This window comes from Streptomyces sp. NPDC026538 (assembly GCF_055567535.1).
Map to the genome: position 1 here is coordinate 230,472 of NZ_JBVHQG010000009.1, position 16,205 is coordinate 246,676.

Annotated in this window: 15 protein-coding genes; 11 read left to right on the forward strand and 4 right to left on the reverse strand. The window is 70.6% G+C overall.

Translation table 11 applies throughout. The features are described 5' to 3' along the window. Window positions 1–161 precede the first annotated feature (161 nt). The 6 genes from ACZ4N4_RS32550 (at window position 162) to ACZ4N4_RS32575 (ending at window position 5,688) form a co-directional block, all read left to right on the forward strand. Window positions 162–788, forward strand: a complete 627-nt coding sequence (locus ACZ4N4_RS32550) for a TetR/AcrR family transcriptional regulator (protein WP_453575380.1) — start codon at window positions 162–164, stop codon at window positions 786–788. A 322-nt stretch (window positions 789–1,110) separates the two neighbouring features. Further along, window positions 1,111–2,733, forward strand: a complete 1,623-nt coding sequence (locus ACZ4N4_RS32555) for a sensor histidine kinase (RefSeq protein ID WP_467595513.1) — start codon at window positions 1,111–1,113, stop codon at window positions 2,731–2,733. Continuing rightward, window positions 2,730–3,137, forward strand: coding sequence for a roadblock/LC7 domain-containing protein (locus ACZ4N4_RS32560; RefSeq protein WP_046726726.1), 408 nt, complete (start codon window positions 2,730–2,732; stop codon window positions 3,135–3,137). Before ACZ4N4_RS32555 ends, ACZ4N4_RS32560 begins: the two co-directional genes overlap by 4 nt. Further along, complete coding sequence (locus ACZ4N4_RS32565) at window positions 3,134–3,574, forward strand: DUF742 domain-containing protein (protein WP_453575384.1); 441 nt, start codon at window positions 3,134–3,136, stop codon at window positions 3,572–3,574. Before ACZ4N4_RS32560 ends, ACZ4N4_RS32565 begins: the two co-directional genes overlap by 4 nt. Further along, complete coding sequence (locus tag ACZ4N4_RS32570) at window positions 3,555–4,175, forward strand: GTP-binding protein (RefSeq protein ID WP_453021615.1); 621 nt, start codon at window positions 3,555–3,557, stop codon at window positions 4,173–4,175. The genes ACZ4N4_RS32565 and ACZ4N4_RS32570 overlap by 20 nt, the downstream gene beginning before the upstream one ends. Window positions 4,176–4,197: 22 nt before the next feature. After that, the gene (locus tag ACZ4N4_RS32575; protein WP_453575387.1) at window positions 4,198–5,688 is read left to right on the forward strand and encodes a cytochrome P450; all 1,491 of its coding nucleotides are present in this window, start codon (window positions 4,198–4,200) and stop codon (window positions 5,686–5,688) included. A gap of 5 nt (window positions 5,689–5,693) precedes the next feature. Here ACZ4N4_RS32575 and ACZ4N4_RS32580 read toward each other — a convergent pair whose 3' ends face one another. Further along, on the reverse strand, window positions 5,694–6,641 hold the full coding sequence (locus tag ACZ4N4_RS32580) for an RluA family pseudouridine synthase (protein ID WP_467595518.1): 948 nt from the start codon (window positions 6,639–6,641) through the stop codon (window positions 5,694–5,696). A gap of 121 nt (window positions 6,642–6,762) precedes the next feature. Beyond that, the gene (locus ACZ4N4_RS32585; protein WP_467595521.1) at window positions 6,763–8,292 is read right to left on the reverse strand and encodes an amino acid permease; all 1,530 of its coding nucleotides are present in this window, start codon (window positions 8,290–8,292) and stop codon (window positions 6,763–6,765) included. Window positions 8,293–8,523: 231 nt separating this feature from the next. On the opposite strand from ACZ4N4_RS32585, the gene ACZ4N4_RS32590 reads away from it, so the two are divergent. The 3 genes from ACZ4N4_RS32590 (at window position 8,524) to ACZ4N4_RS32600 (ending at window position 11,138) form a co-directional block, all read left to right on the forward strand. Continuing rightward, on the forward strand, window positions 8,524–9,174 hold the full coding sequence (locus ACZ4N4_RS32590) for a PadR family transcriptional regulator (protein ID WP_453575392.1): 651 nt from the start codon (window positions 8,524–8,526) through the stop codon (window positions 9,172–9,174). A 183-nt stretch (window positions 9,175–9,357) separates the two neighbouring features. After that, on the forward strand, window positions 9,358–10,365 hold the full coding sequence (locus tag ACZ4N4_RS32595) for an ATP-binding cassette domain-containing protein (protein WP_467595524.1): 1,008 nt from the start codon (window positions 9,358–9,360) through the stop codon (window positions 10,363–10,365). Continuing rightward, window positions 10,362–11,138 carry an ABC transporter permease gene (locus tag ACZ4N4_RS32600; protein ID WP_360490117.1) on the forward strand — a complete coding sequence of 259 codons (777 nt, stop codon included), beginning with the start codon at window positions 10,362–10,364 and terminating at the stop codon, window positions 11,136–11,138. The genes ACZ4N4_RS32595 and ACZ4N4_RS32600 overlap by 4 nt, the downstream gene beginning before the upstream one ends. An 88-nt stretch (window positions 11,139–11,226) precedes the next feature. Here the strand turns inward: ACZ4N4_RS32600 and ACZ4N4_RS32605 are convergent, their stop codons facing one another. Continuing rightward, window positions 11,227–12,075 (reverse strand): siderophore-interacting protein, encoded by an 849-nt coding sequence (locus ACZ4N4_RS32605; RefSeq protein WP_467595528.1) that lies wholly within the window; start codon window positions 12,073–12,075, stop codon window positions 11,227–11,229. Window positions 12,076–12,189: 114 nt separating this feature from the next. Then, entirely contained in the window at window positions 12,190–13,119 is a 930-nt protein-coding gene (locus ACZ4N4_RS32610) for a 5'-3' exonuclease (protein WP_467595826.1), read from the reverse strand. A 216-nt stretch (window positions 13,120–13,335) separates the two neighbouring features. Here ACZ4N4_RS32610 and ACZ4N4_RS32615 point away from each other — a divergent pair, with 216 nt between their 5' ends. Together ACZ4N4_RS32615 and ACZ4N4_RS32620 are read left to right on the forward strand one after the other, a co-directional pair. Next, window positions 13,336–14,409, forward strand: a complete 1,074-nt coding sequence (locus ACZ4N4_RS32615) for a quaternary amine ABC transporter ATP-binding protein (protein ID WP_467595531.1) — start codon at window positions 13,336–13,338, stop codon at window positions 14,407–14,409. Next, a complete protein-coding gene (locus ACZ4N4_RS32620; protein WP_453575400.1) occupies window positions 14,402–16,189 on the forward strand; it encodes an ABC transporter permease/substrate binding protein in 1,788 nt (595 codons plus the stop codon). Before ACZ4N4_RS32615 ends, ACZ4N4_RS32620 begins: the two co-directional genes overlap by 8 nt. Window positions 16,190–16,205 lie beyond the last annotated feature (16 nt).

Consider the following 16,205-nt stretch of genomic DNA (forward strand, 5'->3'; position numbering starts at 1 on the left):
CGGCGGTGTTTCTGTCGCCCGACAGAAATTAGGGGCGGCCCGGGTCCGGGGCGTTGCCGTGGCGTTCCGGCCCGGTTACCGAGGGCTCACCGGGGGAGCGCGGACCGGCCGCCGGGCCTCGTGGTGATCGTCGTGCGCTGCCGTGTGCGAGGATCGAACGCATGGGGACGAGCAGTGGCCGCCGGGTCGGCCGGCCGCGCGCGGCGCAGCGGCCGGACAGCGGCCTGGACCCGCGGGCCGAACTGCTCGTGGCCGCGGCCGAGTTGTTCACCACTCGCGGCTACGCGGCCACCACCACCCGGGCGGTCGCCGAGCGGGCGGGCATGCGGCAGGCGTCGATGTACCACTACGTCTCCGGCAAGGAGGAACTCCTCGCCGAGCTGCTGGAGTCCACCGTCACGCCGTCGCTGGACTGCGCGCGGGAGCTGCTCGCCGACGACGTGACCCCGGCCGAGGAGCGGCTGCGGGCGCTGTGCCGGGCCGACGTGGAGCTGCTCTGCACCGGGCCGCACAACCTCGGCGCGCTCTACCTGCTGCCCGAGGTGCACACCGAGCGGTTCGCGGGCTTCCATGCGGTGCGGTCCGAACTCAAGGACGCCTACCGGCAGTTGATCGCCGCGACGGCCGTCGGCGGGGGGCTCGCCAAGGGAGAGCTGGAGCTGCGGACCGACCTCGTCTTCGGGCTGATCGAGGGCGTCATCCTGATCCACCGCTCCGAACCGGAGCGTCCCGTCGACGAGTTCGCCCGCGCCACGGCCGACGCCGCGCTGCGGATCGCGGGGGTCTGAACCCGTCGGAGGTTTCGGCCCGGAGGGCTGTTTCACCCGTCACGGTGAGTCACCTTCGAACGCTCGTGCGCCGTGACGCAACGTGTGCGAACACGTGCCGTGCGTGCAAAACGACCGAGGGTACTCCAGTCGTTTGGGCCTTTTCAGGTGCTTGCCGAATATGACACGGCGTTGATCCGGTCGGACTAAGCTCGCCCGCGGCGCACCGAGTTGAGATGAATTCGTGCGCCTGTTCCCAATCATACGGAAGATCCCGACTGTCCATGAACCTTCCCCCCACGAACTCCCCCGACACCCAGCCGATTCGTCTCAGAAGGCATACATGGTGAGTGTGCAATCGCCTCCCAATGGCCGTGAACTTTCCCTGGCGCGGGTGCTGTTGCTGCCCGCCATACTGATGGCCGTGGCGACCGCCGCAGCCGTCCTCCTGGTGGCGGAGCCCGCCCGGACCGCCGTCGGCGTGTGCGGGGCCGTCGGCATGCTGCTGGTGCTCGCGACGGCGGCGGAAGCGGTGCGCCGCGGCCGCAGGCTCCAGGACGCCACGGCCGAGCACGCCCGTCACAGTGCGTATCTGGAACAGCGCCTCACCACGAGCGACGAGGAGATCGACCGCCTCGGCAAAGAGGTGTTCCCGACCGCGCTCTACCGGCTGAAGGCCGGCGAGTCCCCCAAAGAGGTGATTCGCCAGGTCTTCGATCTCGACCCCCGGCTGCGTCACGCCCCCGAGTCGCAGCGTCGGCTGATCCGCACGATGCTCGACATCGTCGACGAGGAGGACCTCCAGCGCGACTCCCTGGAGCGCTCGTTCGTCAGCGTCGCCCGGCGCGTCCAGGCCATCGTCCACCAGCAGGCACACGAACTGCGGGAGATGGAGGAGGACCACGGCCGCAACCCCGAGGTCTTCGACGACCTGCTGCGCATCGACCACGGCACCGCGCTGATCGGACGCCTCGCCGACTCGGTCTCGGTACTCGGTGGCGGCCGCCCCGGTCGTCAATGGCCCAACCCCGTCGCCCTCTACAGCGTGCTGCGCGGCGCCATGTCCCGGATCCTGGAGTACCGGCGCATCGAACTGCACTCGATCTGCCAGGTCAACATCAAGGGCACCTCGGTCGAACCGCTCATCCACGCGGCCGCCGAGCTCCTCGACAACGCCACCCGGTACTCGCCGCCCTCCACCAAGGTGCACGTCACCGCCGTCGAGGTGCAGTCCGGCGTGTGCATCGAGATCGAGGACGCCGGCGTCAGCCTCAACGAGGAGGCCCGCGGCCGCATCGAGGGCATGCTGGAGAAGGCCAAGCAGGGCAAGGACATCCAGGTCCTCGGCGAGAACCCGCGCCTGGGCCTCTCGGTCGTGGGCCGCCTGTGCACGACGTACGACATGGACGTCTCGCTGCGCGCCTCGGCGTACGGCGGTGTCCGGGCCGTCCTCATCGTGCCCAGCGACATGATGACCACCGACCCGGCTCCCGGCATCGCCCACGGCATCGGCGCCACCGGCATCCCGAAGCCCGAACTCGGCGCCCTCGAAGGCCCCAAGCGGCCGCCCAAGAAGCGCCGGCCCACCAGCCCCCGCATCCCCGCCGGTATCTCCATGGAGGACGACGTCCCCGAGGTCACCGAGTGGACCGCGGGCGGCCTGCCGCAGCGGCGCAGCCGGATGAAGATGCCGCTCAGCCAGCGGCTCGCCGAACAGGCCGCCATCGAGCGCGCCGAGCGCGAGGGCACCCCGACCATCTGGTCGCAGCACAAGGAACCCGAGCCGGTGGCGCCGGAGCCCGAGCGCCGTGAACCGGGGCTCTGGGTGGATGCCTTCTGGGAGGGGCTCAAGAAGAACAACCCGGGGGTCCACCCGACCGACTTCACCCGGAACCCGACCAAGTACCTGCATCTGATCAACGATCCGGCCGGCACCGACGCCGACGACGAGGGGGACCTCAAGTGATCCAGCAGCGAGGCAACTTCGACTGGATGCTCAAGCAACTCGCCGACGGGGTGCCGGGCGTCGAGATGATCGTCGTGCTCTCCGCCGACGGACTGCGCATCGCCCGGCACGGCGGTGACCCCGACGCCGCCGACCGGCTCGCCGCGGCCTGCGCGGGCGTACAGAGCCTGGCCGGTGCCGTCGCCCAGGAACTCCCGATCAGCAACGGCGACATGAACCTCGTCCTGATCGAGATCGACCGGGGCTACTTCTACCTCATGTCCGCCGGCGCCAACGCCTACCTCGCGGTGCTCGCCGACGTGACCTGCGAACCCGGGCGGATGAGCGAGATGATGCGCGACCTCGTCGTCCGCATCGGCGCCCATCTCACCAGTCCGCCCCGGCGGAACGGGCAGACCGTATGACTCCTCCGCAACGCAAACGGCGTCAACCCAGGCCGCAACACCAGCCGCCACCGCCGCCGCTCCCGCCCACGCCGCCGGCCGCCGAAAGCGGGAGCGGCGGCGAGGAAGGCGACAACAAGAACCCCGAGCGGCTCTACGTCATCAGCGGAGCCGACGGCGCACGGGCCGAACTCGACCTGGTCACCTTAATCGTGGCGCGCGCCGACCCACCGCCCTCGGTCACACCGGAGCAGGCGGTGCTGCTCCGGCTCTGTCTCGCCCCCCTGTCCGTGGCCGAGCTCTCGGCCTACCTCAACCTGCCGTTCAGCGCGATGACGGCACTGATCACCGAGCTGATCACGGCCGAACTGGTGCAGGCGCGCGCCCCGATCGTCCGCCAGGCGCTCCCCGACCGTTCACTTCTCGAAGCGGTGATGCATGGACTTCAAAAGCTCTGAGACGATTCCCGGCCCCCGCACCGAGGATCAGCTGCCGCACACCGCCCAGGCCGCGGTGAAGATCGTGATCGTGGGCGGTTTCGGAGTCGGCAAGACCACCATGGTCGGTTCCGTCAGCGAGATCAGACCGCTGACCACCGAGGAGACCATGACCCAGGCCGGCATCGGGGTCGACGACAACTACGGCTCCGACTCGAAGACCGCCACCACCGTGGCCATGGACTTCGGCCGCATCAGCATCACCGACCAACTGGTCCTCTACCTCTTCGGCACCCCCGGCCAGGAGCGGTTCTGGTTCCTGTGGAACGGCCTGTTCGAAGGCGCCCTCGGGGCGGTCGTGCTCATCGACACCCGGCGCCTGGAAGTCAGCTTCGACGTGATGGGACGCCTGGAGGAACGCGGAGTGCCGTTCGTCGTCGCGGTCAACTCCTTCCCGGACGCTCCCCGTTACCCCATCGAAGAGCTGCGCACCGCCCTGGACCTGTCCCCCGAGATCCCCATCGTGGAGTGCGACGCCCGCCGCCGGGCCTCCAGCCGGGACGTCCTGATGACCCTGGTGCGCTTCCTGCACTCGCTCGCCATGTCCGGCGCGCTCACCTGACACCCCCTTCGGAGCGATCACTGTGACGCCTGAATCCCCCTACCCGGCCGGCCCCAGCACGGACCCGGTCCCGCCGCCCGGCTGCCCGGCGCACGACCGCGGACCCGGCGGACTGCAACGGCTCTACGGCGCGGACGCCGACCACCTGGGTGAGCTGTACGAGAAGCTGCGCCAGGAACACGGCGCCGTGGCGCCCGTCCTGCTCCACGACGACGTACCGATCTGGGCGGTCCTCGGACTCACCGAGAACCTCCAGATGGTCCGCACCCCCGCCGTCTACACCCGCGACAGCCGGATCTGGACCCCGCTGCGGGAGGGCATGGTCAAGCCCGACCACCCGCTCATGCCGCACATCGCCTGGCAGCCCATCTGCTCGCACGCCGAGGGCGAGGAGCACATGCGGCTGCGCGCGGCCGTCATGGGCGCCATGACCACCATCGACCACCGCAGCATCCGCCGTCTCATCGGCCGCTACACCCAGCTGCTGGTCAACGAGTTCTGCGAGAGAGGCCGCGCCGAACTGGTCTCCCAGTACTCCGAGCACCTGCCGATGGCGGTCATGTGCGAACTGCTCGGCATGCCCGAGGAGTACAACGACCGGATCGTGGAGGCCACCCGGGACGCGCTCAAGGGCACCGAGACGGCGATCGCCAGCAACGAGTACGTGATGGGCCGCCTGACCCGGCTCACCGCCCGCCGCCGGGCCCGGCCCGAGGACGACTTCGCCAGCCACCTCGTGACCCACCCCGCCGGGCTCAACGACGACGAGGTCGCCCAGCACCTGCGGGTCGTTCTCTACGCCGCCTACGAGACCACCGCCAACCTCCTCGCCAACGCGCTGCGCATGGTCCTCACCGAGCCGGGCTTCCGCGCCCAGCTCAACGGCGGCCAGATGACGGTGCCGGAGGCGATCGAGCAGTCCCTGTGGGACGAGCCGCCGTTCAGCACCGTCTTCGCCTACTTCGCCAAGCAGGACACCGAACTCGGCGGCCAGCGCATCCGCAAGGGCGACGGACTGCTGTACGCGCCCGCGCCGGGCAACGTCGACCCGCGGGTCCGCCCCGACCTGAACGCCAACATGCAGGGCAACCGCTCCCACCTGGCCTTCGGCGGCGGCCCGCACGAGTGCCCCGGACAGGACATCGGACGTGCCATCGCGGACGTCGGGGTCGACCAGCTGCTGACCCGGCTGTCCGACATCCAGCTCGACTGCGACGAGGACGAGCTGCGCTGGCGCGCGTCGATCGCGTCCCGGCACCTGGTGGAACTGCCGGTGCGCTTCGACCCGAAGCCCAAGCAGGACGTGACCCTCATGCCCAGCCCCGCGCTGGTTCCGCCGCAGCGCACGGACTGGCAGGTCGGCACGACCCGCCCGGCAGCACCGGCACCGGCACCGGCCCCCGAGCCGCAGCCCCTGCCCGTGGCACCCCCGCCGGCCGCGGCCGTGGCGCCGGAACCTGCCAGGCCCCGGGGTATCTGGCCGAGGCTGCGCCGCTGGTGGCTCGGCCACTGACCGGCCTAGAGACCGGCCCACTCCTCGTACGACTCCCAGGCCAGCAGCGTCCGCCCGCTGCACAGCCGGTGCTCGACCCCCGTGACCGGATCGGTGAACTCCAACCTCCGCGCCAGCAGTTGCAGCGGACGCCGGAAGTCACCGGCCGGGACGGGGCCGGTCACCTCGGGATACAGCGGATCGCCGAGGATCGGCACGCCCAACGCGCTCATATGGACGCGCAGCTGATGGGTCTGCCCGGTGTGCGGGGTGAGCCGGTACCGTCCCAACGTGCCCTTGCGCTCGACGAGTTCGACGAGCGTCTCCGCGTTGGGTGCCCCCTCGACCTCCTGCGCCGCCGGCACCCCGCGCTCCTTGAGGATCCGGCTGCGGACGGTCCGGGGAAGGACGAGCGAGGGATCGTACGGCGCGATCGCCTCGTACTCCTTGCGCACCCGCCGCGCGCTGAACAGGGTCTGGTAGGAGCCGCGGTCCGCGGGCCGCACCGTGAACAGCACGAGCCCGGCGGTGAGCCGGTCCAGCCGGTGCGCGGCCCCCAGCGCGGGGATCCCCAGCTCCCGCCGCAGCCGGGCGAGCGCGGTCTCGGTGACGTGACTGCCGCGTGGGGTGGTGGCGAGGAAGTGCGGTTTGTCGGCGACGACGAGGTGAGCGTCGCGGTGGACCACCTCGAGGGTGAAGGGGACGGGAACCTCGGGGGGCAGGTCGCGGTGGAACCAGAGCCAGAGGCCGGGCGTGTAGGGCGTGCGGGCGTCGACGGGGTGCCCGTCGACGCCCACGACGAGCCCCGACTCCAGCATCTCCCCGACGACGCCGGGTCCGGCTCCGGAGAGCCGGGCCACGAGGTACTCACCGACGGTGGGCCAGTGATCGGAGACGGGCAACCGCACCCGCACGGGGTCCACCCCTTGGCGCTGGGGGAGGGGAGAGGGCGGGATGCGGGGCTTACGTCTCATTGCAGTCAGCGTATGTGGAGGTGCGTCGAGAAGGGGCACTCCAGGGCCACGGTGGGGGAGGCGCCCCGTAAGGGGCGCGCGGAACTGCGCGACCGGCCACGAACGGCCCGCAGTCGAACGACTACGCCACAGCCTCCGGCACAGCGACCGCCGTTCGGGACTCCGCCCGGATGAGCCGCCAGACCGCACCCGACGCCACCGTCACCGTCAGGAACAACACGGTGAACCACCGGAAGTACCAGTGGCCCCCAGTCGGGTCGTACACCGCTCCCCGGGGCCACGCCAGATTCACGCTCATCACCAGTCCGTACAGCAGCGCCACCGCGTTGACCGGCACCCCCCACCGCCCCAGCGAGAACAACGGCGCCCCGGTCTCGTCCGTGCCCTCGACACGGAACTCCCCCCGCAGCCGCCGCACCAGCAGCGGCCCGGTGACCATCGCGTACGCCAGATACAGCATCACGATGCACGTCGTCCCGATCGCCAGGAACGCGTCCGGCGACGCGAAGTTGAGCAGCAGCAACGCACCGGCCAGCACCCCCACCACCACGGCCGGCGCCCCCGGCATGCCCGTACGGGGATTCACCCGTGCCAGGCGCCCGGCGAAGGCAAGTTGCCCGTCCCGCGCCATGGAGAACAGCATGCGAGAGGCCGCGGTCTGGATCGCCAGCGTCGCCACCGCGATGGCCACCACCACGTCGGCCAGCAGCACCCGGCCCACGCCGTCGCCGAGGCTGCTGGTCAGGACGTAACTCAGACCGTCCACTCCCAGCCGCCCGTCGGTCAGGCTCGGCGCGGCCAGCAGGCCGCCGAGGACGACGAGGCCGCCCAGCAGCCCGGCCGCCCCCAGCGCCGTGAGGATGGTCCGCGGCGCCGTCCGCCGCGGCTGGTGCGTCTCCTCGCTCATCTCGCCCGCGCTGTCGAAGCCGATCATCACGTACGCGGCCGTGAACGAACCGACCAGCAGCGCGCCCAGCAGGCCTCCCTCGGCTGCCGTGCCGGTGTGGAACGTGATGCCGGGGGAGCGCTTCGAGTGGGTGAGCAGCAGCACGATGATCAGGACCGCGCCGATGATCTCGGCGGTCACCCCGACCCGGTTGATCACGGACATCACGCGGTTGTCCATGACGTTCACGAGAGTGGTCAGGACCAGCAGGACGACGCCGAGGACGGCCGCGTTGGCGGCGCCGTCGGCGGAGGTCGGCGCCGGGTCCGTGCCGATGAGCTGGAAGCCGGACCAGAGCGCGGGCAGCACCATCTGCAGGGCCAGCGCGGCCGCCGCGACCACCACGATCTGCCCGATCACCATGATCCAGCCGGCGAACCAGCCGAACGACGGGTTCGACAGGCGTGAGGACCACTGGTAGATCGCGCCCGAGATGGGATAGCGCCCCGCGAGTTCGGCGAAGCAGGCGGCCACCAGCAACTGGCCGACCAGCACGGCCGGCCAGGCCCAGAAGAAGACCGGGCCGCCGAACGCGTAGCCGAAGGCGAAGAACTGGAAGACGGTCGTCAGTACGGAGATGAAGGAGAACCCGGCGGCGAACGAGGCGTACCGGCCGAGGCTGCGGTGCAGCTCTTGGCGGTAGCCGAACTCCTCCAGAGAGCGGTCCTCGGACTCCTTCAGGGAGCGGTCGTCGGTGGTCGTCACGGCGGTACCTGCCTGTCAGGGCGGATTTCCTGTCGGGCGACAGAAATTAGGGATGCGCTGTTTCGAAGGCGTCACACCGGCGTGTCCGGGGCGGGCCCAAGTCCTCACGCCCTTGCGGAGCGACTTAGAACGCGATACATCGTGTGTATTGACGCCGTGCGTGACTCACGATATGTTCGGCCACGTATATTCGGTGACGAGGAGACTCTCGAGAGGGCGAGGTGGATGTCGATGGCGACCAGACGCCGCAAGCTGGGCAACCCCCTGGCGCTCGCCGTGATGGTGCTGCTCGCCGAGCGGCCGATGCACCCGTACGAGATCGCCCAGACCCTGCGCAGGCGCGGCAAGGACACCAGTCTGAAGATCAACTACGGCTCGCTCTACACCGTCGTGCAGAACCTGGAGAAGCACGGCTTCGTCGAGGTCACCGACGTGGAGCGGCAGGGCAACCGCCCGGAGCGCACGCTGTACGGCATCACCGACGCCGGGCGTGAGGAGGCGACCGAATGGCTCTCGGACCTGGTCGCCGTACCCGCGAAGGAGTACCCCATCTTCGAGGCGGCGCTGTCGCTGCTGGGGGCGCTCCATCCCGACGAGGTCGCCCGGCTGCTGGAGGAGCGGCTCAACTCGCTCGACGTGCAGGCGGCGAGCCTGCGCGGGGTGCTGGACAAGCTGCGCGAGACGCTGCCCCGGCTCTTCGTGATCGAGGCCGAGTACCAGTTGCACATGGTCGAGGCGCAGGCCGACTGGGTCCGCGGCTTCCTGGCGGAGCTGACGGACGGCGGCTTCCCGGGCGTCGTGGACTGGCGGCACTTCCATGAGACGGGGGAGATACCCGAGGAGTACCTGAAGCTGGAGGCCGAGTTCGAGCAGAGGCAATGACGAACAGACCCCGGCAGGGCTGTTGCAGCAGCCCGGCCGGGGTCTCGAACCCCGAACCGAACCCGCCGTGCGGCGGCTCCGGGCCATCGAGGTGCGGCACACCCAGGATAGCCCGGCGCTCATCGCGCGGATCATTCGCGACCACCCGCGATCATTCGCGATTTCCCCAGGAGAGCAGCCGACATGAGCACCCGTGCGCCCGCAGTGCAGGCGCGCCAGCTGATCAAGACCTACCCAGGTGACGTCACCGCGCTGAACGGCCTGGACGTCACCGTCGAACCCGGCACCGTCTTCGGGCTCCTCGGACCCAACGGCGCCGGCAAGTCCACCACCGTCAAGATCCTCACCACTCTGGCCCGCCCCGACTCGGGCACCGCCACCGTGGCCGGCCACGACGTGCTGCGCCACCCGGACCGGGTACGCCGGGCGATCGGCGTCGTCGCCCAGAACTCCGGCGCCGACCCGGTCGCCACCGGCCGCGAGAACCTCCAGCTCCAGGGCAGGCTCTACGGCCTGCGCGGCGCCGCCCTGAACGGCCGGGTCGAGGAACTGCTCGCCCGCTTCACCCTCACCGAAGCCGCCGGCCGCCCGGTCAAGGGCTACTCCGGCGGTATGCGGCGCCGCCTCGACGTGGCCCTCGGCCTGGTCCACCGCCCCGAGGTGCTCTTCCTCGACGAGCCCACCACCGGCCTGGACCCCGAGGCCCGCACCGCGATGTGGGACGAGATCGGCCGGCTGGCCGGCCAGGAGGGCCTGACCATCCTGCTCACCACCCACTACCTGGAGGAGGCCGACCGGCTCGCCGAGCGGATCGCGATCGTCGACCGCGGCCGGATCGTGGTCGAGGGCACCCCCGACTCCCTCAAGGGCGAACTGCGCGGCGACGCCGTCCATGTGGAGCTGCGCGAGGCACCCGGCGAGGCCGGCCGCACCCTGCTCACGGGCGCCCTGACCGGGCTGGCCGGTGTACGCGAGGCGCTCTTCGACGGCCGCCGGATCAGCGCCCGCGCCGACGACGGGGCCGTCGCCATGCCGGCGCTGCTCGCCGCGCTGGAGCGGGCCGGGGTGACCGTGCTGGCCGCGACCGTGGCCCGTCCCTCCCTCGACGACGTCTATCTGCGCTACGCGGGCCGCCGTTACGCGGAGGCCGACACCGCCGACGCGCTCGCCCCGGCCGGAGGTGCCCGATGAGCAACGCCCTTTCCCAGACCTGGTACATGACCCAGCGTCAGCTGCTGGTGTTCGCCCGCCAGCCCGCGTTCGCCGTCATCACCCTGATCCAGCCGGTCATCTGGCTGTTCCTGTTCGGCAACCTCTTCAAGAAGGTCGTCGAACTGGGCGGCTTCGGCACCACCAGTTACCTCGACTACCTGGTGCCGGGCGTGGTCGTGATGAGCGCCCTCAGCTCCAACATGTGGGCGGGCATGGGCACGTTGGAGGAGATCCAGCGCGGCACCCTGAACCGCTTCCTGACCACGCCGGTCAGCCGGGCCGCGCTGATGAACGGCAACGTGGTGAACAACGGCCTGGTCACCGCCGGCCAGTCGCTCATCATCGTGCTGCTCGGCCTGCTGGGCGGCGCCGACTACCCGGGCGGGATCGGGGGCATCGCCATCCTGGTGGTGGCCGCCGTACTGCTCGGCACCGTCTTCGGGGCCCTGTCCAACGCGCTCGGCATGCTGGTGCGGGAGCGGGAGTCGATCATCGGGATCAACACCTTCCTGCTGCTGCCGCTGACCTTCCTGTCCAGCGCCTTCATGGCGCCGTCGCAGATGCCCGGCTGGATGCGGCACATAGCCGACTTCAATCCGCTCGACTGGGCGATGGTGGCGGGGCGTTCGGCGATGTCGGCGGATCCCGACTGGGGTGCGGTGCTGGGCCGCGGCGGCGCGCTGCTGGCGCTGGCGGTCGCGGCCGTGTGGCTGTCGATCAGGACGTTCAGGTCGTATCAGCGGTCGGTCTGACCGGCACGGGAGCGGCGGCACCTCCGGGTGCCGCCGGTCTCCAGGCCGCACGCCTCGACGGTCCGCGCGGAGTCGTGGCCTCGCGGTCTCAGGCGGCGGCCGCTCCGTCGCCCTCCTGCTCCGCCTCGATGCGGGCGTTCCAGTCACGCTTGGAGGCCTGCCAGCCGTCCTCGTTGTGGCCGAGACGCCAGTAGCCGGAGATCGACAGGTCCTCGCGCGGGATCTGACGCTCGACGCGCAGCAGAGCCCGCAGGTCCTTCACGAAACCCGCCTCGCCGTGGACGAAGGCGTGCAACCGGCCCTCCGGGAACTCCAGCCCCCGCACGGCCGTGACCAGGGCCTCGCCGACGGGTCGGGTGCCCCGGTGCAGCCAGACCACCTCCACGTCGGAGTCGATCTTCTGCTCCTCCTCGGGGCCGGAGATCTCGACGAAGGCGAAGGCCTTCGCCCCTGAGGGCAGGGACTCCAGGGAGCGGGCGATCGCGGGCAGCGCGCTCTCGTCGCCGACGAGCAGATGCCAGTCGGCGTCCGCGGCGGGGGCGTACGCGCCGCCGGGGCCCATGAAGTGCACGGTCTCGCCGGGCTGGACACGGCAGGCCCAGGGTCCGGCCAGGCCCTCGTCGCCGTGCACGACGAAGTCCAGGGCCAGTTCACGGTGCTCGGCGTCCCAGGAACGCACCGTGTAGGTCCGGGTCACCGGCCAGTGCTCACGCGGGAACTCGGCGCGGATCCGCTCCACGTCGAAGGGCTCCGGATAGGTCACGCCTGCCGGCCCGAAGAGGAGTTTCACGTAATGATCGGTGCAGGTGTCCGCGGCGAAGCCGGCCAGTCCGTCACCGCCGAGAACGACGCGCTGCATGTGCGGCGTCAGCCGTTCGGTGCGCACCACCTGGGCGGAATGGGGCTTGCGCGGCTTGCGTTCCGGGCGCTCTGCCATGACCGACCTCCGTCCTCTTCGCTTAGGTTTACCTAAGTTAGCATCTCCTGTGTAGTCGACACCCCTTCCATGAACACTTGATGAGCGGGTTTTGCCAGAACAATTCTCCGCCACTCACCCGCCGAGTGTCAGCACCAGCCGGTGCAGCGAGCCGCCCAGTCCCCAGCGCGCCGACAGCGCGTCCAGCCGGGCGGGGTCGCGCGGGGCCTTCGGGAGGGTGGTGTCGACGTCCGGCAGCGGCACGTCCCCGGCGACCCGGACCACCGTCGGCGCGACGGCCACATAGGGCCGGGCCTCGTCCAGTCGTTTGCGCTGCGACGGTGTGAGCCTGGCCTTCGGGTCGTCGACGGCGGCCATGATCCCGGCCAGGTCACCGAACTCGGCGAGCAGCTTGGCGGCCGTCTTCTCGCCGATGCCCGGCACCCCCGGCAGACCGTCGCTCGGGTCGCCGCGCAGCAGCGCCAGATCCGCGTACCCGCCTCCGTCCACCCCGTACTTCTCGCGCAGCCACGCCTCGTCCGTCATCTGCAGCGTGCCGACGCCCTTGAGCGGGTACAGCACCCGCACCCCGCGGGCGTCGTCCACCAGCTGGTAGAGGTCACGGTCACCGGTGACGATGTCGACCGGGCCGTCGGCGCGCGCGGTGAACGTGCCGATCACGTCGTCCGCCTCGTAGCCCGCGACACCGACCCGGGCGATGCCGAGCGCGTCCAGCACCTCCTCGATGACCGGCACCTGTGGGGAGAGGGTGTCCGGCACCTCCTCCTCGTCCGGCCCCGTCTCGCGCTCCTCGGCGACCCGGTGGGCCTTGTAGGAGGGGATGAGGTCGACCCGCCACTGCGGCCGCCAGTCGGCGTCCATGCAGGCCACCAGCCGGTCCGGACGGTGGTCCTTGATCAGCCGGTCGATGAAGTCCAGCAGCCCGCGTACGGCGTTCACCGGCGTGCCGTCCGGAGCCTTCACCGAGTCCGGGACGCCGAAGTAGGCGCGGAAGTACAGCGAGGCGGTGTCGAGAAGCATCAGTCGTGCGGTCACGCCTCGCATCATGCCGTACGGCACCGACAGCGACGGGGCGCTCCGCGGCCGTACGGCACGGACGGCCACGGGGCCCGTGCCGGAGTGCGGCTTGTGGAGACCTCGTGACCTGGCCCACTTGTGCGTTTGACCTGCGTGGACCAGGGCAGGGGCGGCTCCTGTCCCATGTCCCCGAGGCGCCGGGGCCCGCGTTTGCGAGGGTCGGCGCCCCCGAGAGAGGTTCGCGTGTCACCGAGGCTAGAGACCGAGCACCTGTACAAGATCTTCGGCAGACGACCGGACACCGCCGTGGAACGACTCCGCCAGGGAGCCGACCGGGAGGAGCTGCGCGCCGACGGCACCACCGCCGCCGTGATCGACGCCTCCTTCCGGGTCGACCCCGGCGAGATATTCGTCGTGATGGGCCTGTCCGGCTCCGGGAAGTCCACCCTGCTGCGCATGCTCAACGGCCTGCTGGAACCGACCGCGGGACAGGTCCGCTTCGACGGCCAGGACCTCACCGCGCTCACCGACCGCGAACTGCGCGAGCTGCGCTCCAGGAAGATCAGCATGGTCTTCCAGCACTTCGCGCTCTTCCCGCACCGCAGCGTCCGCGACAACGCCGCCTACGGCCTGGCCGTGCAGGGCGTGCCCCGCGCCGAGCGCGTCCGCCGCGCCGACGAGGCGCTCGCCCTGTGCGGACTGGCCGGCTGGGAGGACTCCTGGCCCGACGAGCTGTCCGGCGGCATGCAGCAGCGCGTCGGCCTGGCCCGGGCCCTGGCCACCGACGCCGATCTGCTCCTCATGGACGAGTCGTTCAGCGCCCTGGACCCGCTGATCCGCCGCGACATGCAGGACCAGCTGCTGGAACTGCAGAAGTCCCTGAAGAAGACGATCGTCTTCATCACCCACGACCTCAACGAGGCCATGCGCCTGGGCGACCGCATCGCCGTGATGCGCGACGGCCGTATCGTCCAGACCGGCACCGCCGAGGACATCCTGCTGCGCCCCGCCGACGACTACGTCGCCTCCTTCACCCAGGACGTCGACCGCTCCCGGGTGCTGACCGCCGCCGCCGTCATGGACACCGACGTGGCCGGCGACGAGGCGGACTGCGCCTGCGCCACCGCGACCCCCGACACCCCGTTCACCGAACTGTGCGCGCTCAGCGCCCGGTTGTCCCACCCGGTCGCCGTCCTGGACCGGGACGACGCTGTCGTGGGCGTCGTCCCGCAGGAGCGTCTGGTCGGCTTCCTCGCGGAGGACACGGGCGAACCCGTCGTCTGCGACGGTGGGGAGAAGGTGACCGCCCGTGCCTAGGCTGCATCTCGGCGACTGGGTCGACTCCGGTGTGAACTGGCTGGTCGCGCACATGTCCTGGCTCTTCGACGCGATCCGCACGGTCGTCGAGGGCATGTACGACGGCATCGACGGCGTCCTCACCGCCCCCGCACCCCTGCTGCTGGCAGGCATCTTCGCGGTGCTGGCCTGGTGGCTGCGCGGACTGACCGCGGGCGTCCTTGCCTTCGCCGGATTCGCGCTCGTGGACTCCCTCGACCTGTGGGACCGCGCGATGTCCACCCTGGCGCTGGTCCTGGTCGCCACGGTGATCGCGCTGGTCATCTCGGTCCCGCTGGGTATCTGGGCGGCCCGCTCCCGGGCGGTCAGCGCGGCCGTACGACCGGTCCTGGACCTGCTCCAGACCATGCCGTCGATGGTCCTGCTCATCCCGGCCATCCTCTTCTTCGGCCTGGGCACCGCCGCGGGCGTGATCGCCACCCTGATCTTCGCGCTGGCCCCCGGCGTCCGCATGACCGAGCTGGGCATCCGCCAGGTCGACGCCGAACTGGTCGAGGCCGCCGAGGCGTTCGGCACCACACCCCGCGACACCCTGCTGCGCGTCCAGCTGCCGCTCGCGCTGCCGACCATCATGGCCGGCGTCAACCAGGTCATCATGCTGGGCCTGTCGATGGTCGTCATCGCCGGGATGGTCGGCACCGGCGGCCTCGGCGGCGCCGTCAACGAGGCGATCGGCCAGCTCGACATCGGCTTCGGCTTCGAGGCGGGCGTCGGCATCGTCGTCCTCGCCATCTACCTCGACCGCATGACCAGCGCGCTCGGCACCCAGCTGTCCCCGCTCGGCCGCCGTGCCGCCGCCAAGGTCCGCCCCACCCCCTGGACCTACCGCCCCCGCCCTGCCGTCGCCGTCGTCGGTGTGGTGGTCCTCGCCCTGGTCGCGGGCGGCATGGGCATCTTCGGCTCCTCCTCCGACACCGCCCAGGCCTCCGCCACGGACGTCGGCAAGGGCAAGGAGATCAAGATCGGCTACATCCCCTGGGACGAGGGCATCGCCTCCACCTTCCTCTGGAAGGAGCTCCTGGAGGAACGCGGATACAAGGTCACCACCAGCCAGTACGCGGCCGGCCCCCTCTACACCGGCCTCGCCACCGGCCAGCTGGACTTCGAGACCGACTCCTGGCTGCCCACCACGCACGCCGAGTACTGGAAGAAGTACGGCAAGCAGCTCGACGACCTCGGCAGCTGGTACGGCCCCACCTCCCTGGAGCTGACCGTCCCCTCGTACGTGAAGGACGTGAACTCCCTGGCCGACCTGAAGAACCACGCCTCGGAGTTCGGCGGGAAGATCGTCGGCATCGAGCCCAGCGCCGGCATGATGGGCCTGCTCAAGTCCAAGGTCCTCAAGGAGTACGGCCTCGACGGCAGTTACCAGGTCGTCGACGGCTCCACGCCCGCCATGCTCGCCGAGCTCAAGCGGGCCTACGCCAAGCGGCAGCCGATCCTCGTCACCCTGTGGTCGCCGCACTGGGCCTACAGCGACTACGGCCTGAAGAAGCTGAAGGACCCGCAGGGCGCCTGGGGCTCCGGCGACGGCGTGCACACCCTGTCCCGCAAGGGCTTCGCCGGGGACAACCCCGAGGTCGGCAAGTGGCTCAAGGACTTCTCCATGACGGAGAAGCAGCTCACCGGTCTGGAGGCCGAGATCCAGAAGGCCGGCCAGGGCAAGGAACAGGACGCGGTCCGGGCCTGGCTGAAGCGCAACCCGGGGCTGGTCGACAAGTGGGCGCCGATCCGGAAGTGAACGGGGCGGGCCGCCG